Consider the following 26506-nt stretch of genomic DNA (forward strand, 5'->3'; position numbering starts at 1 on the left):
CGTTAGGGTTATTTTCTATCAAGAGTGGATCAGTTTTCAATTGTCATGGTGGATCACTTTTAAGTTACCATATACACGTATTGAAGAAGTGTCAGACGAGACGATAAGAAGAATAAAAAAAATTCATAATAAAGATATGTTGCTATATCGATTTGCACAGAAGTTGTTAAAAAAGCATTTAAGTAAGCTTGATGATCAACAATTAACTGAGTTGAGAGATTTTAAAAATAAACAAATTGAATTTGAATTAAATCACGAGGCATAACAGGTGTGGATATTCAAATTGTGATTACGTTTATTATTGTTATAACAATGATTGCTTTATTTATGCTTAACCGTTTTCAGATGTATCAAGTATTTTTAGCGAGTGTTGTTTTACTTTGGATTTTTAATATTGTATCACTACGAGATATATTTGAAAGTTTTATCAATGAAACGATTTTTATGATTGCTATGTTGTTTCCAGTTATTACTGTCATTCAACAGTCAACGGATTTTAAGACATTATTATATCGATTAATGGTTAAAGCTCAATCGTATCGACAAGTTGTCGTGCGAATGATGACTTTCACATCTTTATTTTCAGCTTTTTTTAATAATACACCTCTCGTTATGATGATGATCCCAATTATAAAAAAATGGGGAATGCGTTCAAACATACCTGCTTCGAAATTACTCATTCCACTATCCTATGCGGCAATCGTTGGAGGAATGTGTACATTAATCGGAACAGCGACTAATCTCATTGTTAGTTCTTTATTGGAACAATCTGGTTATGAACGTTTACACATGTTTGAGCTTTCTGTTATAGGTGTACCGATAGTAGTAGTTACGATGATGTACGTTGCACTAACGGGGAATCAGTTACTTCCAGCATTACCTAATAAACGATTAAGCGGTACTAAAGAGCAACTACTGACAATCCATTCGAAAAAGCAACGATTAAACGTCCTGCTTTTTTTTATTATGCTTCTTATTGTTTCATTTCAACAAGTAACGATGTTTCAAGCAATGTTCATTTTACTCATGATCTACCTTTTTAATCGTTCTTTACGATTTAAAAATGCAATTTCCAGTATAAATTGGAGATTGTTGACAATTGTCGGATCATCTTCTGTTTTGGCCATTGCGCTAATAAATTCAGGCACAACGAATGTACTCGCAGACTGGTTAATTAAAAATGTTAAACATGAATATGTTTTACTTCTTATTATCTACAGCTTAACAAACGTGCTAACCGAATTTATATCAAATTACGGTGCTGCTGCATTTATATTTCCGATTGCTTTATCGTTGTCATCCGAACTGTCTTTAAATATAATGCCTTTTGCAGTTGCAATTGCGATTGCAGCTTCAGCGAGTTTTTCAACACCAATCGGATATCAGACAAATTTACTCATCTATGAAAAAGGAGGATATCGATTTGTTCATTTTTTGAAAATAGGTTTAAGTTTAAATATTCTCATTATGCTTATTACGCTCGTGCTCATTCCGATTTTTTGGAACTTCTAGAAAGAGGGGATTGACTTGGAACAGCACCTTTATTGGCATTCACATAAAATCACGAAACAGGATCGTCAATATGTTCATGGTCACAAAAGTTATGTGTTATGGTTTACAGGGTTATCAGGGTCTGGCAAGTCAACGTTAGCGAATGCATTAGAGTGTGAGCTTTATCAGCTAGGTTTATCAACGTATATTCTTGATGGTGATAACGTTAGGCATGGATTAAACTCAGATTTGTCATTTTCAGAACATGATCGGAAAGAGAACATTCGCAGAATCGGTGAAGTTTGTAAATTGTTCGTAGATGCGGGTTGTATTGTGTTAACAGCATTTATTTCACCTTATCGAGAAGAGAGAAAAAAGGTTCGTAAGTTACTACGTGAAGGTGAATTTATAGAAATCTATGTAAATTGTCCACTTGAGACTTGCGAGAAAAGAGATCCGAAAGGGCTGTATGCTTTAGCTAGGGAAGGCAAGATTAAAAATTTTACTGGTATTTCAAGTGAATATGAACCTCCGATAAACCCTGAAATCATCGTAGACACAGATGAAAAATCAATACAGGAAAATGTTGACGACATCATTCAGTATTTGTTGGATAAGCGACTTCTTTAAAACAATTCTGTTAGCATCGCTTGAAAATGATTTGCGTATTGTTTTAGGGAAAAATTTTCTTTCACGAAGGCTGCACTATGTTCTGTTAATTTATTTCTTAACGTAGTATTTAATATTAAGTCTCTTGCTTCATTCACGGCCTGACTATAATTACTATGGGTATACAATTTTCCAGTAACATTATGAAATACGAAAGATTGTACTCCGTCTGAGTTTGATGTTAAAACAGGACATTTACAGCTCATAGCTTCAAGAACTGCATAGCCAAACCCTTCAGTTAACGAAGTGGATAATACGAAACCACCAGAGTCTGCAATTGTAGAATAGTAATTTGGCATTTCAGCATGTGGGATATTGTGATGCATTTTGACCATTTTCTCCATGCTGAGTTGTCTTAACTTTTGCTCAAATGCTTTCTTTTGGCTCGGGGTCGTTAACGTATCATCAATAAACATCCACAATTCCAAATTTGGAAATTCTTGCAGTAAATGATTCACAATCATTAAACAGTCTTGCCAATTTTTATTTTTTTCGATTCTCCCAACCCATCCAATAATATAGTTATATTGTTCTACTTGTTGCTTATGCTTATAGGAAAAAACATTTGTATCAATACAATTATGAAAAGAAAACTTTTTTTTGTTTGGAAAAATCTCTTTTGTCAATTGTTGGAGATGGGGTGTTTTTGGATAAAGGAGCGCGTCACTATAATTTTCAATATTTGCTCGTGCAACATATTTTAGAAATGTGTTAGCTTCACTTTTTGTACCGAGACCTTGCAATTCAAAAATGAGTGGACCATTGAAGCCGAAAGAACGAATGCGCTTCAATAAATTTGCGTCACTATTCACGATAATCGCATCGTAACGTTCATTTTTAATTAACGTTTTAATTTCTCCATTGTCGTTCGAAATAAACACTTTTGAATCTAGAAGATTTTTCATTCCTGAGCCCGATTGCAAATATAAAAAATGTGTATTAATGTTCACGATCTTGAGAGACTTTTCACGTTGGCGATTTAACGTTTCCATGCCTCCGCTCGGCAAATAGTAACAAAACAGTGTTTTCATCGCAACCGCTCCGATCTTGTTCGATGAATGATGAAATTTAAGATAAATAAGAATGAGGCCTAATTTATAAAGAGCCTCATTCACTGTAATGATTTGGACGCCAAGAACTTTTTCCGCAGGACCTACATCTTTTTTTCATCTGCCTACCGCTGAAAAATGAAGAAGGTTTCATCGTTTGTCTCGTTTTTATCCGATTATAAATCGATTGTAAATCTTTTTTATTCAAATGGACACTCCATTCCGATGTGTTTTTTTATTTACTCTATTCATTCTTCGCGTTTCTGTGTATTTTTTTAAAAGGATTAATTGGGTCATAGTTGGTTGTCTTTCTTTTATCAAATGGATTAATTGGGTTAACGTGTTGAGAAGAAATAGAAGAGTTTTTTTTAAAAGGATTAAATGTAGAGTTTTGCAGTGAATGATTCGAAGTCGGATGGACAGACTTTGTTAGTTCAGGTGGTGTTTCAGGCCAAATTGAATTATAAAGCAGCTTCTGTACGTGAGCAAAATGAGAATTTACAGGATGTAATATATGATTAATTAACTTTTCATAAATCGGAAATGAGATGTGAGATATCGATGTCATTTCGTCCCTCATGTAAAATTGGATGATTAAATAAGCGATAATTTCCATTTGTCGTTTTAATGAAAAATGGCAAAATGTGATTGCTATATTTTTATCTCGTTTCGGGAGCCATACACTGCGATGAATTAAAAATTGTAAATTTTTATAGTAGTTCTTCATATATTTTAGATGATACTTTACATGATTGATATGAATTGAAATCGGGATATGATGATCCTCTTTAATAGAAAAAGCTTGAATGACTAGATTACTTTGTTCTTCATGATTACTAAATTGGATGTTCGTATGTTTTAACAATGAGTGTAAAAACTCGTAACTGTTTTCACTTTTAATGAACACACTATTGTTAGATAATCCAGGTTGGAGTGATCCCGTTTCTGCATCAAATAATAACCCCCAATACGGCGCCAGTGCAGCAAGAGCTTGTATTTCATTTTCTTGTAAACGTGAAAGAACGTTATTTTTATACGTAATCGTTTGAATCATTCGATCACCTCAAAGAAATGGGCATCTGCAGGAGTTACATTTAACCCTCTTTATCCATAGTATGTAGTGAATTACCCATTTATGATAAAGAAAGGAATGAACTACATGGGCCACAAACATTGTCACGGACAGCTTACGAAGGAAGTAAGCGGTCTTCAAGATGAATGTATTAGGGTTCAGAAGGTTTATGACTGGGTTACAGATGCGCTGACGGTAGAAAAGCATTTTCATTTTAGTCATGAGCAATTAAAAATGATTGAAAATGCGATGGATGATCCGAGTCGTAGACCTTTACGGATCGTTTGCAAAACGCCAAGAACCGGAAACTTATTCGGATTAAATAAACATGACAAACATTCACATTTAGATGTTTATTGTGAACAAGTGGGAGAGCGTCAAGATGTAAGAGTTCCGGTAAATGGCAGCTTTGCAGATGCTCAACTCGTAGACTTATTGTTTACAGCGGATATTAAAGTTGCAGTCATTGACCGTCATGGAAAGGAAGTAACGAACTTATGGTGCAACGCTTCTGTTTTTGAACCATTTGTTTTATGTGCACCGGAAGGAACAGAACTATTTTGTAAAATCACAAAAGTCATTTGTAGAATTCCGTCGGGAACAGTATTGCTCAATTCACCATGCCCGAAATCATTCACCCTTCAAGTTACATTCTGCGTTGATATTCAAGTTGAAGCGGAAGTAAAGCTTGAAGTATTAGCGAAGTTCTGTTCGCCGAGGGAAAATGATATAGAAGTACCTGAAGTCGGTGAACAATGTCCTGACATTACATTCCCAGAACAATGTCCAGATATTTTTCCAAGACAAAGCACAGAATGCTCCGGAAAAGCGGACGCTTCAGGATTTACAAAGCATGAAGCGACCGAGCAAGGAAAAGTCGGAATTTACGCAGATATCGCACCAAATTTTAACTTAGCAAACAGCGAATTCGCAATGGACTTTCATGACAAAGACACATCAGATGGTTTAGACCACCTTACATTTAAAGCGGTACAATTTGATCGTCAATCACTAACATGTGAACCATGCTACAAAGATGGTTTAATGCTGAAAGTTAGCGGAGTAGGTCGTACTAAATCGGGTAGATTGCTAGACTTTAACTTAGCTCTAGTCGATAGCTCGTCAGGAGATCAATTTCAAGTACAACTCTTTGATCAAAAAGGCAGAAAAGAGTTTGACACTGGCATTGTCGATGTAAAAGAAGGAAAAGTAAAAATCAAAAAATAGTTAATAGGCTACATGTTTATGTGGCCTTTTTTGTTCTATATTGCAAAGGTTGTTCTAATGGAACTACTTGTAAAATAATTTTTCATATGATGAGACAAACTCAACTCCAGTCACGAAACATACACTAATGTAGAGTGTAAAGGAGGGGTTCATTTGGCTGAATTAGGTAAGCTCAGTCATTCGAGATTAATGTTAAGAACAAAGTATTATCGTGATAAAACGTTAAATTTAGAAAAACAAGTTCAACATTCCGCCAAAGAAATCGAATCGTTAAAATACGATGTAAAGATGTTGCAGGAGGAAAATGGTCACTTAATTAATCGTGTTGAAGAATTAAAGGCAATCGCAAACATGAATGAAATTGAAAAATTACAATGCGAAAACAATTTACTCCTTAAAAAATTAGAACAGATTAGTCGGGAGCAACATGAGAATCAGTCAAATGTAAATGAAAAAATTAATGAGTATGAACAATTATTAAGCGAAATTCAGAAAGATATAATAACGAAAGAACAAGAATTGGACTACTATAAATCAAAAGTAAAATCATTAGAGAAAAATAATAAAATATATTCGTTTACGTCTGCTCAAAAAAATACGCCTGTGAATAAACTACCGGATGTTACTGATATAATGGAAGTCATCGCTTACTTTGACTATTCGCTTGTCAAAAAAACTGATCATGAATGGATAGTGTTCGGTGACTTTCATATAAAAAATTTCGGCAGTGATCCGTTCGTTAATCCAAGCGTTTGCTTCCGTTTTTCACCGCCTGAAGCAACAAATTTGAAAGGTAAAATTTTGTCAGTCGATCAGGCAGCGATTCATAACGAGATACAAGAAACTCATCGTAACCAATGGATGTTTTTACAATCAAATTGGGCAGAAGAAGCGAAAGAAAGAGGAGAGATTTGGATTGCTCCAACAACGCTGATGCGCTTGTCTAAAGGTGAAACAGTGACGTTACAAAGCTTTCAAATTCCGGTCACTCTCCCTTTTTCTTGTTCACTAATTGTTGAAGGTTTTGTTTATTCTTCTGAATCAGATACAAAAATAAAATCAAGTAACAATATTAGTATGACTTATTGAGAAAAAACAATAAGAGAGACTTAAAGGAAAGAAATGAAACACCTTCTGTTATTTGTTGTAAAACAGATAGGTGTTTTTTTCGCAGGAGATTTGTGGAAGTTGTCGAATCATCTTGAATGAAAGGGAGGTCAATTGAATGTTATGTGCTTTAAATGAAAAAGGTGAAATGATTTCATTAGTAAAGAAAACTGATATACAAAAGAGAGGGCAAAATTTTTTTTGTCCTGTCTGTCATAAACGCGTCATATTAAAAGCTGGTTCAAGCAGGAGGTGGCATTTTGCTCATTATTATGACACCAATTGTGGAACGACAGAGTCAGAATCAGAGTATCATTTAAAAGGAAAAGAATGGCTGTATGAATGGTTAATAGATCAAGGCTTTCGTGCAGAACTTGAAACCTATTTTCCTGAGATTAAGCAACGAGCTGACCTCTATGTAACATCCCCGATGAACACCCCGATAGAATTTCAATGTTCAACAATTCGTGACGATCTTTTTTTTACTCGTACGTTAAATTATATAATATTAAATAAAAAGCCTTTGTGGATTTTAGGTGGAAATCGCCTTGAACGATTAGGGACATATACGTTTAAATTGAATCGCATGGAATGGATGGCGTTGAATGAAACGAGTTTTACTCCTAACGAGCCATTCTTACTCTATTTTTGTCCGAAAACTGATTTGTTTGCACTGATTACGAAAATTATTCCGTATTCTACGACAAAAATAATTGGTGATTTGCAATTCTTTCCTCGTAAGCAATTAAAGTATATATCTCTTTTCAAAGACAAGCATCTATATAAGCAAAATAACATACATATTAAACAGTGGCTACAGATGAAAACGAATTGGAGAGTGTACCCGTATCGCCGAAGAACGACAGCCTTTCGTTACGTAAGCCGTATGCTGCAATCTTTAAATAAAGATATTCCACTATTTCCCCGTGAGGCGGGCTTGCCATCTCATTATTTATTTTGGATAGAAACGCCACCGCATCTATGGCAATCCTGGCTACTTATCCAATGCATCATGCCACTCTCTAACGAGCATACGATTCATTTCCGTGAAGTTTATGCACAATTTAAACGGCTCGTTGAAATGCGTGTCTTTACAATTCGCACATTACCACTTATTGAAAAATCCCATTATTCTTTTGCAATTATGAATTATTTGGTTCTCCTTTGTAAAATTGGTATTCTAACTCGGGTTGGAAAAAGTACGTTTAAGAAAAATACGCAAATTCAAATACCGAATACTCTAGATACTGCGTTACAGATGGATAAACAAGTGCAACTCTATTTTTAAACAGAAAAGATGATCTAATATGTTTTTTCAATTAGAATAAACTAATAATTGGAGGTGCTAGCATGTCGGAAGAACAAGCTGTAAAAACATTACCGAAACGAAGTGAAATCCCTGTAGAAGAAACATGGAATTTAGAAGCGATTTTTGCTAATGAGAATGAATGGGAAAAAGAATTTGAGGAAGTCAAAAACCTTTTGCCGAACATGGAAAAATACGTGGGGAGATTAACAGAATCTGCCCATACATTATATGAGGCGTTGACATTGCAGGATGAGATATCACAACGTTTAAGCAAGTTATATACATATGCTAATATGCGTTCAGACGAAGATACGACGAATTCGAAAAATCAAGGATTGAAAGATCGGGCGGCAAATCTTGCAACACAAATGAGTACACAACTCGCTTTTATCGTTCCAGAATTGTTAACAGCTTCGGAAGAACGTTTACAACAATTGCTCGCTGAACATGAACAATTAAAAATATACGCTCATGCAATCGATGAAATTAATCGGCAACGTCCTCACGTGTTAAGTGAGAAAGAAGAAGCGCTTTTAGCTCAAGCGAGCGAAGTGATGCGAACACCGAGCAATACGTTCGGGATGTTAAATAATGCTGATTTAAAATTTCCTGTCATTCAAGACGAGGATGGAAATGAAGTAGAAGTCACTCACGGTCGTTATATTCAGTTTCTTGAAAGTGATGATCGAGAAGTAAGAAAATCTGCTTTTAAAGCTGTTTATTCAACGTATGAAAAATTTATTAACACATTTGCTAGTACGTTATCAGGTGCAGTGAAGCGAAATAATTTTTACGCTACGGTACGCAAGTATAATGATGCGAGGGAGTCAGCATTAAATAGCAACAATATTCCAGTATCAGTTTATGATACGTTAGTCGAAACGATAAACAAACGACTTGACCTTTTACATCGCTACGTAAGTGTAAGAAAAAAGCTATTAAAAGTAGACGAACTTCACATGTATGATTTATATACTCCGCTTATTAAAAACGTTAAAATGGAATTCACGTTTGCTGAAGCGAAAAAGGTGATTTTAGAAGCTTTGGAGCCATTAGGTGAAGACTATGTAAGGACGGTAGAAAAAGGTTTTGAAAATCGTTGGATTGATGTTCACGAGAATGTAGGAAAACGAAGTGGTGCCTATTCTTCCGGGACGTATGGGACGATGCCGTACATCCTTATGAACTGGCAAAACAATGTGAACAATTTATTTACCCTTGCTCATGAACTCGGGCATTCGATGCATAGTTACTATACATGGGAAAACCAACCATACCCGTATGCAAATTACTCGATTTTCGTTGCTGAAGTAGCTTCAACATGTAATGAAGCATTATTAAATCATTACTTACTTAATAAAACGGATGATAAAGATGAAAAGTTATTTTTATTAAATCATTTTTTAGAAGGTTTTCGAGGCACTGTCTTTCGTCAGACGATGTTTGCTGAATTTGAACAACTCATTCATGAAAAAGCAGCAAATGGTTATCCGTTAACGCCCGATCGATTAACAGAAGACTATTACAGTTTAAATAAAAAGTACTTTGGAACAGACATCCACATCGATAAAGAAATTGGATTAGAATGGGCAAGAATCCCGCATTTTTATTACAACTTTTATGTCTATCAATATGCAACAGGCTACAGTGCGGCAGCGGCATTAGCCAAACAAATTTTAGATGAGGGGCAATCAGCAGTTGCTCGTTATTTAGAATTTCTTCGTTCCGGTAGTTCTGATTATCCGATAGAAGTTCTTAAAAAAGCAGGAGTCGATATGACGTCACCTAAGCCTATTATAGATGCACTTCAATTGTTTGAGCGAAATCTTTCAGAAATGGAACATTTACTATAAGTTTTCCGTAATATGATTGTTATGACTCATTCATTCGATTGAAACCTCCATGTAACCTCAGCATGGTACATTTCCATGTGAAGTGATAGGAGGTTTATTTTGTTTATGAAAAAGGAACTTTATCCGATATTTATATATTTATTTATGCTCATTTTAACCGGGTTTGCGTATTCATCACAAGAATATGTCGTTGAAAGAGGCGATACGCTTTGGGATATTTCTAAAAAAACGAATCTATCAATCGAGCAACTAAAAAATTGGAATCATTTAACTTCAACGACCATTTATCCAAATCAAAGATTGAAACTATCGAATGATGAACAAACAGCAACGACGTATAACGTAAAACAAGGCGATACGTTATCAGCAATTGCGGTAAAATTCGGAGTGACAGTTGAACAGTTAATGAGTTGGAACGAACTTGAAAATGAGTTCATTTTTGCTGGTGACAAGTTAGCTGTTCATTCATCAAGTAGAAAAAACAAGAATGAAAATTCGAATGAGATAGAACTTGATGTAACAGCTACGGCCTATACAGCATATTGTTCAGGGTGTTCTGGTACGACTGCGACAGGGATTAATTTACGTGAGCATCCTAAACAAAAAGTAATTGCAGTTGATCCGAATGTTATTCCACTCGGTTCACGAGTATGGGTTGATGGATATGGAGAGGCCATTGCGGCTGATACGGGAAGTGCAATTAAAGGACATAAAATCGATGTATTTATCCCGACAGAAAAGGATGCAATTGACTGGGGTGTAAGAAAAGTGAAAATGAAAGTTTTATCTTGAGTCAAAGAGGTTCCCTTCCCAATGGGAAGGGGCACTTTGGCTTTTTTTTAAGCTCACAATTCGTCTTGCTATTTTATTGAAAGTTATATTGTAACGTTTTCTTTTGCTTTTTGGGTATAGTATAGTATACGTACAAGATGGAATTGTAAAGGTGAGGCTAAAACATGAAAACATCCATTTATAGCTTAACGCTAAATCAGCTGGAAAATTGGCTTGTTGAACGACAACAGAAAAAGTTTCGTGCTGAACAAGTGTGGGATTGGTTATATCGAAAACGAGTTACACGTTTTACAGATATGAAAAATGTTAATAAACAGTGCATTGAGTTGCTTGAGCAACATTTTGTCATTCGGACGTTAGTCGAAGAAGTAAAACAACAATCATCAGACGGAACAATGAAGTTTTTATTTAAATTACTAGACGGTAATTTAATCGAAACAGTGTTAATGCGTCATCATTATGGGTTATCTGTTTGTGTTACGACACAAGTCGGCTGCAATATCGGATGCAGCTTTTGCGCAAGTGGTCTTTTGAAAAAAAGTCGTGATTTAACGACAGGTGAAATCGTTGAACAAATTATGAAAGTGCAGCAACATTTAGACGAACAAGGAAATGGAGAGCGGGTCAGCCATATTGTTGTCATGGGAATAGGAGAACCATTCGACAATTATGAGAATGTAATGGACTTTATCCGAATTGTGAACGCTCCGAAAGGATTAGAGATAGGCGCAAGGCATATTACGGTTTCAACGAGTGGTCTTGCACCGAAAATCAAGCAATTTGCCGAAGAAGATTTTCAAGTAAACTTAGCGATATCATTACATGCGCCTAACGATGAACTCCGTACTCGAATTATGAAAATTAATCGTGCCTATCCGATAAAAGACGTAATGGAAGCGATGGATTATTACTTGGAAAAAACAAATCGGAGAGTTACGATTGAATATATTTTATTAGACGACGTGAATGACCACATTGAAGAAGCTGAACAATTAGCGAACTTGCTTCGGGATAAGCGACATTTAACGTATGTCAACTTAATTCCGTATAATCCGGTCGATGAACATGGTGACTATCGCCGAAGTAAAAAAGAAGCAATTTTAGCTTTTTATGATACGTTAAAGAAACACGGTATCAATTGTGTCGTTCGTCAGGAACAAGGAACTGACATCGATGCTGCATGCGGTCAATTACGAAGTAAACAGATCAAAAATTCAAAAGTAACAGTATAAAAACGTCATTTGCAAAGGCAAGTGGCGCTTTTCTTTTCACATCATAAAAAAAGTGATGAATAAAGAATTCATCACTCATTATTCAAAACCTCGAAAACGATAGCGATTATTTGCGGTTGAGATTGTAAAAAAAATTGAAAAAAATAATAAAAGACCAGCAATGATTTTAGAAAAAATGGAAAGTAAGCTAAGGACAAAAACGATAAACGAAACGATAAGCAAGAATAGACATAGGAGCAAACGTGATTTTCGCATACGATTCACCTCAGTTACAAATGTATGCAACTGGAATCACATTTATAAATTTCTTTACTCTTTGTATCGCCAAAACGTACCGTATTTGACAGGAACCCGCTCAGCTATTTGTTTCAATACAAGCTTTTTCATTTCGTTTTCTACACATTCAGTTGATAAATCATAGACGACGGAAATCTCTTTAGTAGCGACAAAGTGGTATTTTTTCAAAAAATCTTCGAGCGATGGTGGTTCGGTTTTAATCGGCTGTTCATTCAAAACTTCAGCTATAATATCTAGATAGACATCAAAAGAATACATACCTGTAACTTTAATTCCTGCTTCTTCTACATTTTTACTAAAAAAAACGAGGGAAGGGTATTCTTGCACGTCCATTTCCGAACATATTTTTAAATCGCACTGATACGCTTTTAACGCTCTTTCAGAATGTAAGTCTTTTTCAAATTCGTTTACGTCTAAGTTCGCCATTTCGGCACACTCCAAAAGAACTGATTTTTCAGAAATGTTTTGTTTGGCAAGAAAAAGGAATTCACGAATTTTTCTTAAAAACCGTGCAGCAGCCTTACGTCCTTGAAATTCTGCTGCTTTAATCGCAAGAGAGGCAGCAAGTGGTGAAGAAATCGGGTTTTCCAACCATAGATCTCCGTCACACGACATCCCAGAGCGGGAAGCTGTTTTTTCCCATTGTTTTGCTAACTCAATATGTTCCTTTAATTGCCCTATTTGATTATTTTTACAGCAATTTACTGTACTAAGTTTTCTGCCAATAAAATAGACAATGCTTATATAATTTCCATATAGCGTTTGTAATTTTTTTAAAATCGGTTCGAGTCCCCAACACTCAGGGCATAGAGGATCGATAAATGAGTATATCTCTATAGGTTTCGAAACTGACTGTTCATTTTTCGTGCCGTCACAAGCCGTATCATTACATTCAAGCAATGGCATTGAATTTGAGTCAGCCTTATTGTGTGCCACAACGAATGCTCCTTTCTAATCAGAATCTTCGGTGTTGACCATATGATAGGCAACCCTCGTTAACCGATCAAAAAATTGCTCACGCCAAGGCTCTGGAAAATTTACTTCTTCCAATGCTTCTTTCATACAACCTAACCATGCTTCTGCTCGTTTCGGTGTAATGGGATGTGGCAGGTGACGAGCTCGCATCATTGGGGGTCCGTGCTCTTCTGCAAAGAGACGAGGACCTCCTAAGAACTGAGTAAGGAATTGCTTTTGTTTCCTTGCAGTTTCGGTTAAGTCATCTGGAAAAATCGGTTTTAAATCGGGATGTAAAGCAACTCGATCATAAAATGCTTCGACTAAATCATGAATCATCGGTTCGCCACCAACGGCTTCAAAAGGAGTGATGCCTACTTGTTTCATATCTTGTTAATCTCCTTTTTTTAAGGTCGTTCAAAAAGTCTGAGCACTTCAAAAGGGTAGCGTGCGCTATGTTTTTCTAACTTACGGGAAATTGTGACTAGATAGAAGTCAGTATGACCCGTGAAGTTTCTCGCTTTGAACTGCACTTCTTGACTTTATGTTTCTCGTTGTCCACTTTTTGAACATATATTTTATATATCACTCTATAACAATTACGTTTATTTTAGCAAGGACTCTTATGAACAGCAAATAAGATGCATTTAACAACTTTAGCCAATAAAAAAACGCCATTAGGCGTTCATATATGTTTGTAGGACTTTTTTTACATAATTTTGAGTTTCTTGAAATGGCGGAATGCCTTTATATTTTGATACGTTTCCTGGACCTGCGTTATAAGCAGCTAAAGCGAGTGTTTTATTACCGTTAAAACGATCGAGCATTTGCTTTAAATATTTTGTACCCCCTTCGATGTTTTGAGCAGGGTCGAAAGGATTCTTTACACCTAAAAAACGGGCGGTCGCAGGCATTAATTGCATAAGTCCCATTGCTCCTGCATGGCTTCTAGCTTTCGGATTAAAGTTTGATTCGTGTTTAATGACAGCATGGATAAATTTCGGTTCAATTCCGTACTTTTTTGCTGCGTTATGAATAAGCGTTTGAAAGTCTTGATTAGCAGATGAACGATTGCTCGTTTCTGGTGCTGTTTCTGTATGTATTGGAAAATGATTCATAAAATTAGGTTTTACAAATTCTCCGAAAACGTTCTGTGACATGCTGTTTTTCGTAAGTTCAGAAGCCAATAAAGAAGAAAACATGTTAGACATCACTGGTTGCGATGAAGTACGAGATAAGTTAATCTGTTGAACAGCTTTCAATTGTAATAACGATTGCAAAAATTGAATGGTCATCTTAACGAATCTCCTTAACGATTTTGCTATCTATTATAGCAAACTTTTACATGGTTTGCCGTTTTTTATCAAAAAAACGTTTTATCTTGTTTTTTGTCGATTTTTTACTTATGTTAAGCTGTTGTAAAAGTTGAGTGAAGGAATGGTGACCCCTCTGCTTATCTTTAACTTCATACTCAATTTCATAATCTTCGACATCTAAATAGACGCTATGATCGAGAGCAAGTAGACCATTTTTATATTCAAACTCGCAACGGTATGTTACGAGTTCACCAAGATAAGTTAATTCGTTGGAATCGAGCCCAATTTCGGCAAAAATCCTCTTCATCTCAATTGCCGACTTAGGAAATTCGTTTTTTCTAATAAATGAGATCGCCTCATGTTTTGGGACTGGAATGTTCGTTTCGAGTAGACCATTTGCATGAGGTTGTTTTAATGTGAGTTCATATTCGGCTTTTTTTTCGCGTATGCGTAAGGCACTTTTATGTTTAGCTAGTGAAAATTCAAGTGTATCAAAATAATAATTGCGTTGTTCAACAAAGTCTTCGTCTTTAATTTTAAAGTGTGCTTTCACCGATATAAATTCAGCGTACGAAAGCAAGTTTTTAAATTCTATTTCTACTTCTTGTTTCATCGTTGAAATCACCTCTACCGTATGCGAGAATCGATACGTATCTTATGATACACTAAAAATGGAACGATGTTGTTAGGAGAGAAAAATGTGGCAACATACTTTGTTTGTAATCAATTGAAATTAAAAGAGGACAAGCTATTCGTAGAAACTACTCCCAAAATTAAATGGGCACAAGAGAATCGGGCGGTAGGACAGATGCTTGTCGATTCAAAAAATATTGCTTTTCTATACATATTAGATTGCGAAGCCAATTACAGCTATATTATTTTTCAACGAAATACTTGGCCAATGTTAAAAGACAATATTAAAACAAAGCTACCCGTTTTCGTTTTAACGGATGGTGGGGAAGTCGAGCTTATCAATTTTTATTCAGAATTAACATTTCTTATTTCAAATATAAAAGATAACCCTAATTACGGAGAAAAAATGAATGAGGAAGTAAAGCGTATTTTCTTTTAAATAAGAGAAGAAAGCGGTGGTCTTTATGAAATTTTTCGTCATATCTAGAGGGGATGACACTTCGAATAAGTTAACACGAAAAATTAAAAGCTATTTAGAGGATTTCAATTTGGAGTTTCATGACACGGAACCTGATATCGTTATTTCAGTTGGTGGAGATGGAACATTTTTGCATGCTTTTCACCATTTTAAAGATCGCTTGGCAGAGACTGCCTTTGTAGGTGTACATACTGGTCATCTCGGTTTTTATACAGATTGGACCCCTGAAGAAGTTGAAAAGCTTGTCATTCATATCGCACGTACCCCTTTTCAAATTGTAAAATATCCGTTGTTGGAAGTAACGGTTCGTTACAATGACGGTTCGAAGGAAAATCGTTATTTAGCTTTAAATGAATGTACTGTTCGTACAGTTGAAGGTTCATTAGTGATGGACGTTGAAATTAAAGGTGAATTATTTGAAACGTTTCGTGGGGACGGTTTATGTATTTCAACACCGTCAGGCAGTACCGCATACAATAAAGCGCTAGGAGGCGCGATTATTCATCCTTCTTTACCGACACTTCAATTAGCTGAAATGGCGTCGATTAATAATCGCGTATACCGTACAATTGGTTCGCCGCTATTGTTGCCACAACATCATACATGTATGTTGAAACCAGTAAATGATGTGGATTATCAAATAACAATCGATCATTTGTTTTTGCTGCATAAACATGTGAAATCCATTCAATGTCGGGTAGCTGAAGAAGAGATAAGGTTTGCTCGTTTCCGCCCATTTCCATTTTGGAAACGAGTAAAAGAATCATTTATATCTGATTAAAGGATAAGGAAATTTAAGTATGAAACAGTTTTCAGTGACGTGGGACGTGACAAAAGAACAGGAAGGGATGTTACTTCGCAACTTCTTAACTGAAGAACATAACATATCGAGGCGATTGTTAACTGATATTAAATTTCACGGGGGAAAGATTGAAGTAAACGGTCAACATGTGACAGTTCGCTATGAATTACGAGCAGGTGATCATGTTACAATTACATTTCCGAAAGAAGAAAGAAGTATGGCGATGCAGCCATATGCACTTTCATTAGAAGTTGTATTTGAAGATGAGCACATTCTTGTAGTAAATAAACCCGCAGGTTTGGCAACAATCCCATCTCGAAAGGAGCCGAATATATCGTTAGCCCAAGGGGTCTTAGCTTACTATGATTTGCATCAGATTCCAGCGACTATCCATATCGTAACGAGACTGGATCGTGACACATCAGGACTTGTATTAGTCGCTAAACATCGATATGCGCATAGTTTACTTTCTAAACAGCAAATTGCAAAACAAATTGAACGATATTATGTTGCGATTGTAGAAGGACTGTTACATCGTCGAAAAGGAACAATCACGTTGCCCATTGCACGGAAAGCATCGAGTATTATTGAAAGAACCGTTGATATTCTTGGACAAGAAGCAATCACTCATTTTGAGACAATGGGTCAAAGTGAGAACCATACACTTGTGAAGATTAAACTTGAAACTGGAAGAACTCATCAAATTCGCGTGCACTTTTCTGCGATTGGTCATTCGCTTGCAGGAGATAAATTATATGGAGGTAGCATTGAACATATTTCTCGCCAAGCGTTGCATTGTACAACATTAAGTTTTCAACATCCATTTACAAAAGAAACGATTACGTTAACATCTAAGTTCCCACGGGACATGTGTTCAATGATCGAACGAATGGAATTTTTCAGGTAAAAAAGGTTGTTTTGAAGGGACGGATACGGTTGTAAGTTCTGGATAGCGAAAAGCTGTTAATTTTCCTCCGAAGACGCAGCCTGTATCAATATTAATTGTATGATTGATGATTCTAGGTGATAAAGTGGGAGTATGTCCATATACGATCCAAGATTCACCATCTTCTGTTTTTGCCCAATCTCTTCTTACAGGTCGACCATCTTTATCTTTTTCTCCAGTAATGTCTCCATAGAGTACAAATGTCCTCACTTTTTCATTGTTTTGACCGATCCATTTTCGTTTTAACCCTGCATGAGCAACTATGAGCTTTTCATTATCGAGAACGATGTATAACGGAGCCCCTTCTACAAGTTGTATAAATTGATTTCGAATCGTTTCGTATTCATCTGCCTGCAATGCTTTTAATTCTGCGACTGTAGTTTCAAGTCCATTGACAATTTGAACGTTTCTTCCGAGAAAATATCGGTAAAGTTTATCGCAATGATTGCCAGGAGTATAGTGAGCTTTATTTTGTTGAACAAGTTTATGTACGAGTTGTATGACAAATATAGAATGAGGACCGCGATCAGTTAAATCACCGAGGAATACGATTTTACGATTTTCAGGATGAGAGAGCTTCCGATCACTGTTCCATGAATAACCGAGTGTATCGATTAATTGTTGAAGTTCTTCATAGCAACCGTGAATATCGCCGATAATGTCATATTTCAATGTGAGATAGCCTCCTTCTAATTTTGTTAGTATAACCATCTTAACGTAAAATAAAAAAGCCCCAATCCTAGTGGATGGGCTTTGAACGAGGACTAAACGAACGAGCTAGTCAAACATATATTTTCTTGTTCGTGATGCAACGTTTAATACGATTCCAATCGTAAGCATTGACGTAAGTAGTGAACTGCCACCATAACTTATGAATGGAAGAGGGATTCCGGTGACTGGAAGTAAACCGATCGTCATTCCGATATTTTGAAAGATTTGAAACGTAAACATCCCGACGATACCAACACATAAATACGTGCCGAATGGATCATTACTTTCAATTGCAGTATGAATAATTCGGTATATTAACATGAAAAATATCGAGACGACGATGCTTGTACCGATAAAACCGAATTGTTCTCCAATCACTGCAAAAATAAAATCTGTATGTGCCTCTGGAAGATAAACCGTGTTTTCATTAAGACCTTTTCCTGATAGTTGACCGGAGCCAATCGCAGTCATTGATTTTACTAACTGGTAGCCTATTCCACCGACATTTTCATACGGCTCAAGCCATCCATAAATTCGTTGAATTTGAAAGTCATTTCCCCCTAAAAATACTTTAACGAAAAAATCAGGAAACCGTAAATACGTTTGCACTAAAGCAAAAATACCGAGCAATCCGGTTGCAATGATTCCGAGTATAATTCTCCAGCGTATCCCGCTTACAATAACTAAACTACCGACGATCGACACAAGCACCAGCGATGTACCTAGGTCGGGTTGTCTAAAAATAAGTAAAATCGGGAAAAGCGAAGTTAGAGCTATTTTACCTAACAAAATGAAGTCTTCACGAATACTTTTTTCAAAATATTTTTCATTATGGTAGGCAATTATCGTACTCAATGTTATAATCAAAAAGATTTTCATAAATTCGGATGGCATAAAATTCCCGATAATTGGAAAATCGAATGCGCGTTTTGCCCCAAAGCTATACGGTGCAATGGAAGCAGGTGCAAAGCGAAGCGCAATTAACAAAAATATTCCAAACCCATATAAATACCACGTTATTTGTTTAAAGCGATCGAAATCAATAATCATTGCAAGGATGATCGCGCCGAGGCCAATAATATAAAAAACAACTTGTTTTGCAGCAAAATTAAAAACCCTAAGATGAACAGGCAAATTCGGTTGCACACTATAAATTGAAATGATACTTATACAAAAGAGCAGAAAAAGTATAAACAATGTTGTATAATCAATCTGTTGCCAAGGAGTGCGTGAATCTTTATCCATTTCGAAATCCTTTCTAACGAAATTAGCAGGTCAATTTAATCTTATAGGAAAAATTGAAAGTTGCAAACATTTTATTGTTTTGAAGAGGAAGGAGGGGCACGATGACCATTCAAAATGATCAGCATCAAGTTCAATATTATGATAAATTATCAGATGCTTTAACACATGACAATATTGACTTTTTTAGAAAAACATTTCTCATTTTGCATCCGTATGACCAAGCGAAATTTTTTCTTTCATTACCTTCAGAATATAGAAATAAACTGTATACATATTTGTCACCGAAAGAAACCTCAGATTTCTTTGAAAACATGGAATTGGATGATCAGAAGTATTACATTACTGAAATGGAACCACTTTATGCTGCTCAAATGTTGGCTTCGATGTATGTTGACAATGCGGTAGATATTTTAAATGAATTAGATAAAAAACAAATCGCTAGCTACTTAGCGATGATGAATCATGATGTTGCATCGGAAATCAAACAAGTGTTGCATTATGAAGAAAAAACGGCTGGAAGTATAATGACGACAGAGTATGTTTCTGTCGAAGCCCACCAGACGGTTGCTGAAGCAATGGAAATATTACGATATGAAGCCCCGACAGCCGAAACGATTTATTATATTTTCGTTATCGACAAGTTAAAAAAGTTAGTCGGCGTCATTTCATTGCGTGATATTATCATAGCTGATGGACATGATACGATTTCACAACATATGAGTGATTTTGTAGTCTCTGTGTCCGTTAGTGAGGATCAGGAAGAAGTTGCAAAAGTTATGCGTGATTATGACTTTCTTGCGTTACCTGTCGTAGATTTTCAAGGACGGTTAGCGGGAATTATTACGCATGACGATATTGCAGACGTCATAGATGAAGAAGCATCTGATGACTACTCGAAGTTTGCTGGTTTAACAGATGTCGATGCTGCACATAAAAATCCAATTTCTGCAGCAAAGAAAAGGTTGCCATGGTTAATCATTTTGTTGTTTTTAGGAATGCTAACCGCAAGTTTAATCGGTAGATTTGAATCGACGCTAGAACAAGTCTCAATTTTAGCAGTATTTATCCCGCTTATCGCTGGAATGGCAGGAAATACAGGCACACAATCACTTGCTGTCGTCATTCGCCGTCTCGCAACTGGAGATTTAGAAGGAGAAAGTAGATGGCGTATGATTAGCCGAGAAGCGGGAACCGGTGTTATAACAGGGACCGTTTGTGGACTGCTCATTGTTGTTGTCGTCTACGTTTGGAAGAAGTCACTGTTTCTTGGTTTTCTTGTCGGGTTTTCACTGTTTTGCACATTGATCGTCGCAACCGTCTCTGGTGCGGTTATTCCGCTCATTATGCACCGGTTAAAAATTGATCCAGCAGTCGCATCTGGTCCGTTTATTCAAACGTTAAATGATATTTTAAGTGTAGTTATTTATTTTGGATTAGCAACCTCTTTTATAAATTATTTACTTTAAATGCTTTTTAATAGGTTTGAACGTATACGAGAGATTGTCGACTTTCCATTGCAACACAACGTTATGATCTTGCGTCTTTAATCGACATATCTGCTCGTTCTCTCTTTTTTATCATGAACTTTAAGGCGAGGTGACATATGGGTACAAATTCTTCTATTTTATCTCTCGTTATCGTTGTCGTTGTCGCATTTTTAGCGCCAATCGTACGTGAACGATTAAAGTTAACGCTCATGCCTGTAGTCGTTACTGAAATTATTGCTGGTCTCATTATTGGAAAAAGTGGGCTCGATATTATTGGTCCTGATCCATGGCTAGATATATTGTCCACATTTGGATTGATTTTTTTAATGTTTTTAAGTGGGGTTGAAATCGACTTTTCTGTTTTTACGAAAAAGTCATCTTCTACTCGTTTAAAAAATGGAAATAAAGAGCCGAATAGCTTCGGTATCTCAATGATTATTTTTACATTTATTTTTATTTTGTCATACTTGCTTGCACTCGTACTCGCGGCAATCGGTTTAATTGAAAGTCCATTTTTTATGACGCTTGTCATTTCAACAATATCATTAGGTGTCGTGTTGCCTACGTTAAAAGAAGAAAATTTAACGAGCAAAACGATCGGGCAAACGATTTTGATAATTGCTGTTATTGCAGATTTGGCTACGATGATTTTGCTCGCGGTTTATGTAACCTTTACATCAGATGAAGACGGGAATATGTGGCTATTGCTCTTGTTGTTTGCTGCTGGAATCCTTCTTTACTTTTTGGCAAGATGGTTCAGTCAAGTTTCATTTTTCAAATCGATGCTAAAAGGAAGTGTGCAAATCGATACGCGAGCAATTTTTGCACTTCTCATCGTTTTAGTCGGGCTTTCAGAATCAGTAGGAGCCGAAAACATATTAGGTGCATTTTTAGCTGGTGTTCTCATTTCACTCTTGTCACCGAATCCTGATATAGTCCAAAAATTAGATTCGTTCGGCTACGGCTTTTTAATTCCGATCTTTTTCGTTATGGTCGGTGTTAACTTAGACATTTGGACACTTTTATCAGATCCGACAACGTTATTATTAATTCCGTTGCTCTTTTTAGCTTTAGTTATTTCAAAAGTTGTCCCCGTCATGATTTTAAAACGGTGGTATGATTGGAAAACAGTTCTTGGAGCTGGCTTTTTACTAACTTCGACGTTGTCACTCGTCATTGCAGCAGCTGAAATTGGAAAACGAATTGGAGTCATTTCAGAGCAAAAAGCAAGTACGCTAATTTTACTTGCAGTTATTACTTCAATCGTTACACCAATTTTGTTTAAAAAAATATTTCCTACTGAAAAAGGAAAAGGTGTTGTTAAAAAAATTGCCTTTATCGGAGCAAATCAGCTTACGCTTCCGTTATCGATTGAATTGAATCCAAAAAAATTCGAAACATATTTATATCATACGAAGCAAGAAAAAGTTGAAAAGAGTCGCCAAAATAGCCGTTTTATCGTAAAGGAGTTACCGGCTTACAATATATTAGAATTAACGAATGCGAACGTTTTTGATGTCGACATTGTCGTCATCTCGAGTGGCAATGAAGAATTGAATAAAGAACTTGCTTTATATGCGAAAGAGCATGGGGTCGAACGTGTTATTGCGAGAATCGAAACGCAACAGCTCGGTGAAGAGTTAAGGGAAAATAATATTGAAGTGTTTTCAACGATGCTCTCTTCGAAAATGTTGTTACGAGCTCTTATTGAATCACCAAGTGTTATGCAAATGTTTACAAAACAAGAAAGCGGACTTTTTCAAATTAATATGACAAACGCACAATATGATGGTATCCCTCTTCGTAAGTTTCCATATTTAGGAGACGCTATTATCGTGCGCGTGTTTAGAAATAAGGATTCAATCGTACCGCATGGAGATACGGAATTAAAAATTGGGGATCGGGTCGTCGTTACCGGAAGCCCTGAAAGTATTGAAGAGTTAAGGCAAATGCTTAACAATTCTTAACTATCATCGAACGAAGTAAAGGAATGTTACTCATAAACATGCTTCTTTGCTTCGTTTTTTCATGGTATACTTTACCTTTAGAATGACTAATCATTTGTAAAGAGAGGATGATTTTATGGGTCTTTCTTTGGAAGGACGTACATATGTCGTTATGGGTGTTGCTAATAAACGCAGTATTGCATGGGGGATTGCTAGAAGCTTGAGCAATGCGGGAGCACGTTTAATTTTTACCTATGCAGGTGAACGTCTTGAAAGAAATGTTCGAAGTTTAGTTGAAACGCTAGAACGTAATGATTCAATTATTTTATCTTGTGATGTTACTAATGATAACGAAATCAAACAAACATTTACGGAAATTAAAGAAGAAGTGGGTGTGATACACGGGTTAGCACATTGTATCGCATTTGCGAATACGGATGAATTGAAGGGCGAATACTTGAATACAACGCGAGATGGATTTTTGCTTGCTCATAATATTAGTGCTTATTCTTTAACAGCGGTTGTGAAAGAGGCTCGTTCCCTCATGACTGAAGGCGGAAGCATTATAACAATGACGTATCTTGGCGGTGAAAGAGTGCTTCCAAATTACAACGTTATGGGTGTTGCAAAGGCATCTCTTGATGCTTCTGTAAAATATTTAGCAAATGACCTTGGAAAAGACAATATACGTGTTAACGCCATTTCAGCAGGTCCGATTCGGACTCTTGCAGCAAAAGGAGTATCTGATTTTAATAGTATTTTAAAACAAATTGAAGAAAATGCTCCACTGCGCCGTACGACAACGCCCGAAGAAGTAGGAGATACTGCGTTATTTTTGATGAGTGATTTGTCCCGTGGCATTACAGGTGAAATTTTGCATGTCGACAGTGGATATCATATTTTAGGCTAATAAAAAACTTTGCTTGTCGGTTACGACGAGCAAAGTTTTTTGTTTTAGATTCATGCATGAATAGGCACAAAGCGATATAACGAGCATATTCTGTAATCGAGTATACAAACAAGGGGGAACGAATAAAGTGAAGAAAAATGCGCAACTATTGAATACTCCTCTTATTTATATTGAGCAGCCTGCATTTACGCCCACCAATTTTAATAAACAAATTGTCGTAGTTAAAGCAATGCCAAAAAAGGCTCAAATGAAAGACATACAAGAAGAAATTCCCGAGGAAAAAGAGCAAATTGAACCTTCGGAAGAGTTAGATGGGCAAGAAGCGCATGATGATTCTAATAACGTAATTGAAAATGGTATGCACAAACAAGGTTTTTTAAATAGGACGATTGAAGATAAGTTAAACATTTTAACGAAACTGCCTGAGTCTATGCCTCAGCCACTATGTGAAGTTACAACGAAAGAGAGTACGTATACGTGTACGGTACAATCCTATACAGAAGACGAAGTCTACATTGAACTTCCGGATAATAAAGAAACAATCCAGTTAGAGAAAAATGCAATTCTATCCATTACGATAATTCGTCTATAAAGATGATGATTTTTTTTAATTTTGACATATGATGAGCAATTATTATATGTAAACCAAAGCATCAGCCTATACGACTTATAGACATTTTGCATATACATGTTCTGAAATGAGAAAAGGAGGGATCGATCATGTCAGAAGAGAAAAAGAAGCGAAAGAAAAAGAAAACAATCTATGTCAATGAATTAGTCGTAAAGGCAGACAAAGTTGTTTTTGTAGATAAAGATGGTAAACAGAAAGATGATCGTCGAGAAGAGCCATCTCACTTTGTGAGAGATCCGTGGGGATTTTTATTCCCAAGACATGAACAGCAAATCGAACCTCAACATGTAGAGGAAGCGATGGAAGAATCTAAAAAAGAACATAAAGAAGAACCTGATGAAGAACAACAAAGAGGTTGGAGATGGGTTTAATAGCGGATGAGGACGGTAGTTGATCATTTTGCCCCTTTCCGAGCAAATAATAAATTGGTAAACTGTTCAAAATTGTATATAATTAAATAAATGGAAAGGGGTGTAGTATGATGGGTTATGTCCTTCCAACTGCATATTCCTTTTTTACCTTATATCATGAGAGGCATCAAATTCCGAAAATTCCGCTAAATTCTCGTGTTGAACATTTGAACAAAAGTAATAAATCTCAAGCCTATAGCCAATCACAACATGACGGAAAACGCAAATTTAACAGTCATGATTTGGGTCAATTTATCGATGTCAAGGTGTAAGAAGTCTTACACCTTGTTCTTCTGTAAATAAAAGCCTTTAGCTTCATTCCACTCAGCGTAGAGAACGTCTTCAGGTTTTGAAACTTTATTGTTTTTTAATTGCTTACTTAACCAATTGTCATCGAAACCTGCTTCTTTCAAATTATTTTCATCAACTACACCGTCGCTTATAATAGGATAAGTTAAATAAACTGGTTGAAGTGGTAAACTTAAATCTTGAGTTGTTGGGGTAGTAAATTCAGGCTTTTTCATCACACTTAAATCACCATTCGACTCCATAATTACGTATTCAACTTCGCGAATAGAAAACACATTTTTTTGTCGTAGCATGCTCTGCAATTGGTCAATATCTACTTTATTTTTCTTTAACTCTTTCCGGTCAATTTTCCCACGTCGCACTAAAATAGACGGTTTCCCTTCTAAAAAGCTTCGCGTTTTTCGAAACTTCTGTGTAACGAATTCCGTTACTATAATTAAAAGGCCCCAAACTAGCGTCGCAAATAAAATCATGCCGAGATGGACTTTTTTGTCGTATATGGCGTTTCCAACTAGTTCTCCTAACACTAAAGCAGAAATAAAATCGAACGGTGTAAGCTCTTTAAGCTGGGTTTTGCCAAAAAGTTTCGTTAATATTAATAATACTGAAAAACCAACGATTAGCTCGATGGCAATATAACCATATGTATCAAATTTCATCTTAATCCCCTCCGTCTTCTTTTATCGTTTCCGAAGGGGAAAAAATTATAAGTTTAGCGTTCTTTTTTCATTGCGATGTGCGGAATGTTTGCTTCATAAAAACGCTCAGAACAAGGGGTGTAACCCAGTTCTTTGTAAAATGGCACTACATTCAACTGAGCGTGTAACCGAATGGGTACCCAGTTTTGGTTCATTGCAAAAGCTTCGATTTCTTCCATTAATAAATATCCGATTCCTAAACGACGATACTTTTTTAATACACAGACTCGTTCTACTTTTGCGTTGCCATCTACTTTTCTTACTCTTGCTGCCCCGACAGGAACTTGCTTTTTGTAAGCGATGAAGTGGACGGAATCATGTTCATACTCGTCTAACTCGAGTTCGATAGGAACATTTTGTTCATACACAAAAACTTGCTTCCGAATATGCTGCGCATCTCGTAGCTCTACTTCGGTTTCCACTCTTTTTACGATCATTGTTTGCCATCTTATCCTTTCTTCATTTTTTAAAAAAATTATAGCATATGGACCTACGTATGAATATTTTTACAATGTGGAGGGAAATTAAATTTAGTTATATAAAGAAGAGAAAAAATTGTTTTAAATGAATCTATTAGATCTTAAAAAAGTGTCTGAGCGTCTAACGTGTCTAAAGTATCTGATAATAAAGAATAATAGGCGGATTTGATAAAAATCCTAAATAATCTACGAGGAGAATGAATAATGATTAAAATCCTCTTTCTCCCATTGCTACAGTTGTCTTCAGGTCATCACCAAGTCGTAAAAGCATTAGAAGCTTGGTTTAAACAAAATAATAAAGCATATAAATGTGAAAGTATTGATATTTTCTCATACGCTTTTCGTAGAAGGTACCGTCAAGAATTTTGTGTAAGTTGATAGGGCTCTCACTTGAACTGTCAATATAATGGTGCTTAAGCAACCTTAACAACTATACAAAAAATGTCAGAAGGT

At 36.0% G+C, this 26506-nt stretch carries 28 protein-coding genes; 18 read left to right on the forward strand and 10 right to left on the reverse strand.

Features of this window, described 5'->3' with window-relative positions:
- The 3 genes from ABU914_RS13500 to cysC form a co-directional block, all read left to right on the forward strand.
- Positions 1-265, forward strand: a 265-nt coding sequence (locus ABU914_RS13500; RefSeq protein ID WP_379670236.1) for a hypothetical protein, incomplete at its 5' end; no start/stop codon positions are given.
- 5 nt (positions 266-270) lie between these two features.
- Positions 271-1512, forward strand: a complete 1242-nt coding sequence (locus tag ABU914_RS13505; RefSeq protein ID WP_379670237.1) for an SLC13 family permease — start codon at positions 271-273, stop codon at positions 1510-1512.
- A 9-nt stretch (positions 1513-1521) separates the two neighbouring features.
- A complete protein-coding gene (cysC, locus tag ABU914_RS13510; protein WP_379670262.1) occupies positions 1522-2121 on the forward strand; it encodes an adenylyl-sulfate kinase in 600 nt (199 codons plus the stop codon).
- Here cysC and ABU914_RS13515 read toward each other — a convergent pair.
- Positions 2118-3191: a glycosyltransferase family 4 protein gene (locus ABU914_RS13515; protein WP_379670238.1), complete on the reverse strand. Its 1074-nt coding sequence runs from the start codon at positions 3189-3191 to the stop codon at positions 2118-2120. The two genes, cysC and ABU914_RS13515, sit on opposite strands and share 4 nt — an antisense overlap.
- 262 nt (positions 3192-3453) lie before the next feature.
- Positions 3454-4263, reverse strand: a complete 810-nt coding sequence (locus ABU914_RS13520; RefSeq protein WP_379670239.1) for a hypothetical protein — start codon at positions 4261-4263, stop codon at positions 3454-3456.
- A gap of 105 nt (positions 4264-4368) precedes the next feature.
- On the opposite strand from ABU914_RS13520, the gene ABU914_RS13525 reads away from it, so the two are divergent.
- From ABU914_RS13525 to rlmN, 6 genes are all read left to right on the forward strand, one after another.
- Entirely contained in the window at positions 4369-5508 is a 1140-nt protein-coding gene (locus tag ABU914_RS13525; RefSeq protein ID WP_379670240.1) for a BMQ_0737 family morphogenetic spore coat protein, read from the forward strand.
- Positions 5509-5661: 153 nt separating this feature from the next.
- Positions 5662-6597, forward strand: a complete 936-nt coding sequence (locus ABU914_RS13530) for a hypothetical protein (protein ID WP_379670241.1) — start codon at positions 5662-5664, stop codon at positions 6595-6597.
- A gap of 136 nt (positions 6598-6733) precedes the next feature.
- A complete protein-coding gene (locus tag ABU914_RS13535; protein ID WP_379670242.1) occupies positions 6734-7903 on the forward strand; it encodes a competence protein CoiA in 1170 nt (389 codons plus the stop codon).
- Between the two features lie 62 nt (positions 7904-7965).
- Positions 7966-9777, forward strand: coding sequence for an oligoendopeptidase F (gene pepF, locus ABU914_RS13540; RefSeq protein WP_379670243.1), 1812 nt, complete (start codon positions 7966-7968; stop codon positions 9775-9777).
- 105 nt (positions 9778-9882) lie between these two features.
- A complete protein-coding gene (locus ABU914_RS13545) occupies positions 9883-10569 on the forward strand; it encodes a 3D domain-containing protein (protein WP_379670244.1) in 687 nt (228 codons plus the stop codon).
- Positions 10570-10733: 164 nt separating this feature from the next.
- A complete protein-coding gene (gene rlmN, locus ABU914_RS13550) occupies positions 10734-11801 on the forward strand; it encodes a dual-specificity RNA methyltransferase RlmN (RefSeq protein ID WP_379670245.1) in 1068 nt (355 codons plus the stop codon).
- 309 nt (positions 11802-12110) lie between these two features.
- Here the strand turns inward: rlmN and ABU914_RS13555 are convergent, their stop codons facing one another.
- The 4 genes from ABU914_RS13555 to ABU914_RS13570 all read right to left on the reverse strand — a co-directional run bounded on the left by ABU914_RS13555 (position 12111) and on the right by ABU914_RS13570 (position 14981).
- Positions 12111-13004: a ClpXP adapter SpxH family protein gene (locus ABU914_RS13555; protein ID WP_379670263.1), complete on the reverse strand. Its 894-nt coding sequence runs from the start codon at positions 13002-13004 to the stop codon at positions 12111-12113.
- A gap of 45 nt (positions 13005-13049) precedes the next feature.
- Positions 13050-13439 carry a globin domain-containing protein gene (locus tag ABU914_RS13560; protein ID WP_379670246.1) on the reverse strand — a complete coding sequence of 130 codons (390 nt, stop codon included), beginning with the start codon at positions 13437-13439 and terminating at the stop codon, positions 13050-13052.
- Positions 13440-13729: 290 nt separating this feature from the next.
- A complete protein-coding gene (locus tag ABU914_RS13565) occupies positions 13730-14347 on the reverse strand; it encodes a lytic transglycosylase domain-containing protein (protein WP_379670247.1) in 618 nt (205 codons plus the stop codon).
- A 46-nt stretch (positions 14348-14393) separates the two neighbouring features.
- The gene (locus ABU914_RS13570; protein ID WP_379670248.1) at positions 14394-14981 is read right to left on the reverse strand and encodes a CYTH domain-containing protein; all 588 of its coding nucleotides are present in this window, start codon (positions 14979-14981) and stop codon (positions 14394-14396) included.
- Positions 14982-15068: 87 nt separating this feature from the next.
- Between ABU914_RS13570 and ABU914_RS13575 the strand changes: the two genes are divergently transcribed.
- The 3 genes from ABU914_RS13575 to ABU914_RS13585 are packed head-to-tail and all read left to right on the forward strand — an operon-like array spanning position 15069 to position 17188.
- Positions 15069-15440 carry a UPF0738 family protein gene (locus ABU914_RS13575; protein ID WP_379670249.1) on the forward strand — a complete coding sequence of 124 codons (372 nt, stop codon included), beginning with the start codon at positions 15069-15071 and terminating at the stop codon, positions 15438-15440.
- Positions 15441-15465: 25 nt separating this feature from the next.
- Positions 15466-16260 (forward strand): NAD kinase, encoded by a 795-nt coding sequence (locus ABU914_RS13580; RefSeq protein ID WP_379670250.1) that lies wholly within the window; start codon positions 15466-15468, stop codon positions 16258-16260.
- A gap of 19 nt (positions 16261-16279) precedes the next feature.
- On the forward strand, positions 16280-17188 hold the full coding sequence (locus tag ABU914_RS13585; protein ID WP_379670251.1) for an RluA family pseudouridine synthase: 909 nt from the start codon (positions 16280-16282) through the stop codon (positions 17186-17188).
- Here the strand turns inward: ABU914_RS13585 and prpE are convergent.
- Both prpE and ABU914_RS13595 read right to left on the reverse strand, forming a co-directional pair.
- Positions 17156-17899, reverse strand: coding sequence for a bis(5'-nucleosyl)-tetraphosphatase PrpE (prpE, locus tag ABU914_RS13590; protein ID WP_379670252.1), 744 nt, complete (start codon positions 17897-17899; stop codon positions 17156-17158). The genes ABU914_RS13585 and prpE overlap by 33 nt on opposite strands.
- A 105-nt stretch (positions 17900-18004) precedes the next feature.
- A complete protein-coding gene (locus ABU914_RS13595) occupies positions 18005-19183 on the reverse strand; it encodes an FtsW/RodA/SpoVE family cell cycle protein (protein ID WP_379670253.1) in 1179 nt (392 codons plus the stop codon).
- A 101-nt stretch (positions 19184-19284) separates the two neighbouring features.
- On the opposite strand from ABU914_RS13595, the gene mgtE reads away from it, so the two are divergent.
- From mgtE to ABU914_RS13620, 5 genes are all read left to right on the forward strand, one after another.
- Complete coding sequence (gene mgtE / locus ABU914_RS13600) at positions 19285-20649, forward strand: magnesium transporter (RefSeq protein ID WP_379670254.1); 1365 nt, start codon at positions 19285-19287, stop codon at positions 20647-20649.
- A gap of 137 nt (positions 20650-20786) precedes the next feature.
- The gene (locus tag ABU914_RS13605; protein ID WP_379670255.1) at positions 20787-22637 is read left to right on the forward strand and encodes a monovalent cation:proton antiporter family protein; all 1851 of its coding nucleotides are present in this window, start codon (positions 20787-20789) and stop codon (positions 22635-22637) included.
- A gap of 115 nt (positions 22638-22752) precedes the next feature.
- Positions 22753-23526: an enoyl-ACP reductase FabI gene (gene fabI / locus ABU914_RS13610; RefSeq protein WP_379670256.1), complete on the forward strand. Its 774-nt coding sequence runs from the start codon at positions 22753-22755 to the stop codon at positions 23524-23526.
- 127 nt (positions 23527-23653) lie between these two features.
- Entirely contained in the window at positions 23654-24118 is a 465-nt protein-coding gene (locus ABU914_RS13615) for a CotO family spore coat protein (protein ID WP_379670257.1), read from the forward strand.
- A gap of 128 nt (positions 24119-24246) precedes the next feature.
- Positions 24247-24528 carry a hypothetical protein gene (locus tag ABU914_RS13620; RefSeq protein ID WP_379670258.1) on the forward strand — a complete coding sequence of 94 codons (282 nt, stop codon included), beginning with the start codon at positions 24247-24249 and terminating at the stop codon, positions 24526-24528.
- 317 nt (positions 24529-24845) lie between these two features.
- Here the strand turns inward: ABU914_RS13620 and ABU914_RS13625 are convergent, their stop codons facing one another.
- Positions 24846-25535 (reverse strand): DUF421 domain-containing protein, encoded by a 690-nt coding sequence (locus tag ABU914_RS13625; RefSeq protein ID WP_379670259.1) that lies wholly within the window; start codon positions 25533-25535, stop codon positions 24846-24848.
- Between the two features lie 53 nt (positions 25536-25588).
- Positions 25589-26011 (reverse strand): GNAT family N-acetyltransferase, encoded by a 423-nt coding sequence (locus tag ABU914_RS13630; RefSeq protein ID WP_379670260.1) that lies wholly within the window; start codon positions 26009-26011, stop codon positions 25589-25591.
- A gap of 246 nt (positions 26012-26257) precedes the next feature.
- Between ABU914_RS13630 and ABU914_RS13635 the strand changes: the two genes are divergently transcribed.
- Positions 26258-26431 (forward strand): hypothetical protein, encoded by a 174-nt coding sequence (locus tag ABU914_RS13635; protein WP_379670261.1) that lies wholly within the window; start codon positions 26258-26260, stop codon positions 26429-26431.
- Positions 26432-26506: the final 75 nt, after the last annotated feature.

The organism is Pueribacillus sp. YX66 (genome assembly GCF_041725775.1).
In the GTDB taxonomy this organism is placed as follows: Bacteria; Bacillota; Bacilli; order Bacillales; family UBA6769; genus Pueribacillus.

Bases quoted from the DNA above. Each gene is read 5' to 3' on its own strand.
- ABU914_RS13515 (WP_379670238.1), bottom strand. From the start codon at position 3,191: ATGAAAACACTGTTTTGTTACTATTTGCCGAGCGGAGGCATGGAAACG.
- ABU914_RS13520 (WP_379670239.1), bottom strand. From the start codon at position 4,263: ATGATTCAAACGATTACGTATAAAAATAACGTTCTTTCACGTTTACAA.
- ABU914_RS13525 (WP_379670240.1), top strand. From the start codon at position 4,369: ATGGGCCACAAACATTGTCACGGACAGCTTACGAAGGAAGTAAGCGGT.
- ABU914_RS13535 (WP_379670242.1), top strand. From the start codon at position 6,734: ATGTTATGTGCTTTAAATGAAAAAGGTGAAATGATTTCATTAGTAAAG.
- pepF (WP_379670243.1), top strand. From the start codon at position 7,966: ATGTCGGAAGAACAAGCTGTAAAAACATTACCGAAACGAAGTGAAATC.
- ABU914_RS13545 (WP_379670244.1), top strand. From the start codon at position 9,883: ATGAAAAAGGAACTTTATCCGATATTTATATATTTATTTATGCTCATT.
- rlmN (WP_379670245.1), top strand. From the start codon at position 10,734: ATGAAAACATCCATTTATAGCTTAACGCTAAATCAGCTGGAAAATTGG.
- ABU914_RS13555 (WP_379670263.1), bottom strand. From the start codon at position 13,004: ATGCCATTGCTTGAATGTAATGATACGGCTTGTGACGGCACGAAAAAT.
- ABU914_RS13560 (WP_379670246.1), bottom strand. From the start codon at position 13,439: ATGAAACAAGTAGGCATCACTCCTTTTGAAGCCGTTGGTGGCGAACCG.
- ABU914_RS13565 (WP_379670247.1), bottom strand. From the start codon at position 14,347: ATGACCATTCAATTTTTGCAATCGTTATTACAATTGAAAGCTGTTCAA.
- ABU914_RS13570 (WP_379670248.1), bottom strand. From the start codon at position 14,981: ATGAAACAAGAAGTAGAAATAGAATTTAAAAACTTGCTTTCGTACGCT.
- ABU914_RS13580 (WP_379670250.1), top strand. From the start codon at position 15,466: ATGAAATTTTTCGTCATATCTAGAGGGGATGACACTTCGAATAAGTTA.
- ABU914_RS13585 (WP_379670251.1), top strand. From the start codon at position 16,280: ATGAAACAGTTTTCAGTGACGTGGGACGTGACAAAAGAACAGGAAGGG.
- ABU914_RS13595 (WP_379670253.1), bottom strand. From the start codon at position 19,183: ATGGATAAAGATTCACGCACTCCTTGGCAACAGATTGATTATACAACA.
- mgtE (WP_379670254.1), top strand. From the start codon at position 19,285: ATGACCATTCAAAATGATCAGCATCAAGTTCAATATTATGATAAATTA.
- ABU914_RS13605 (WP_379670255.1), top strand. From the start codon at position 20,787: ATGGGTACAAATTCTTCTATTTTATCTCTCGTTATCGTTGTCGTTGTC.
- fabI (WP_379670256.1), top strand. From the start codon at position 22,753: ATGGGTCTTTCTTTGGAAGGACGTACATATGTCGTTATGGGTGTTGCT.
- ABU914_RS13620 (WP_379670258.1), top strand. From the start codon at position 24,247: ATGTCAGAAGAGAAAAAGAAGCGAAAGAAAAAGAAAACAATCTATGTC.
- ABU914_RS13625 (WP_379670259.1), bottom strand. From the start codon at position 25,535: ATGAAATTTGATACATATGGTTATATTGCCATCGAGCTAATCGTTGGT.
- ABU914_RS13630 (WP_379670260.1), bottom strand. From the start codon at position 26,011: ATGATCGTAAAAAGAGTGGAAACCGAAGTAGAGCTACGAGATGCGCAG.
- ABU914_RS13635 (WP_379670261.1), top strand. From the start codon at position 26,258: ATGATTAAAATCCTCTTTCTCCCATTGCTACAGTTGTCTTCAGGTCAT.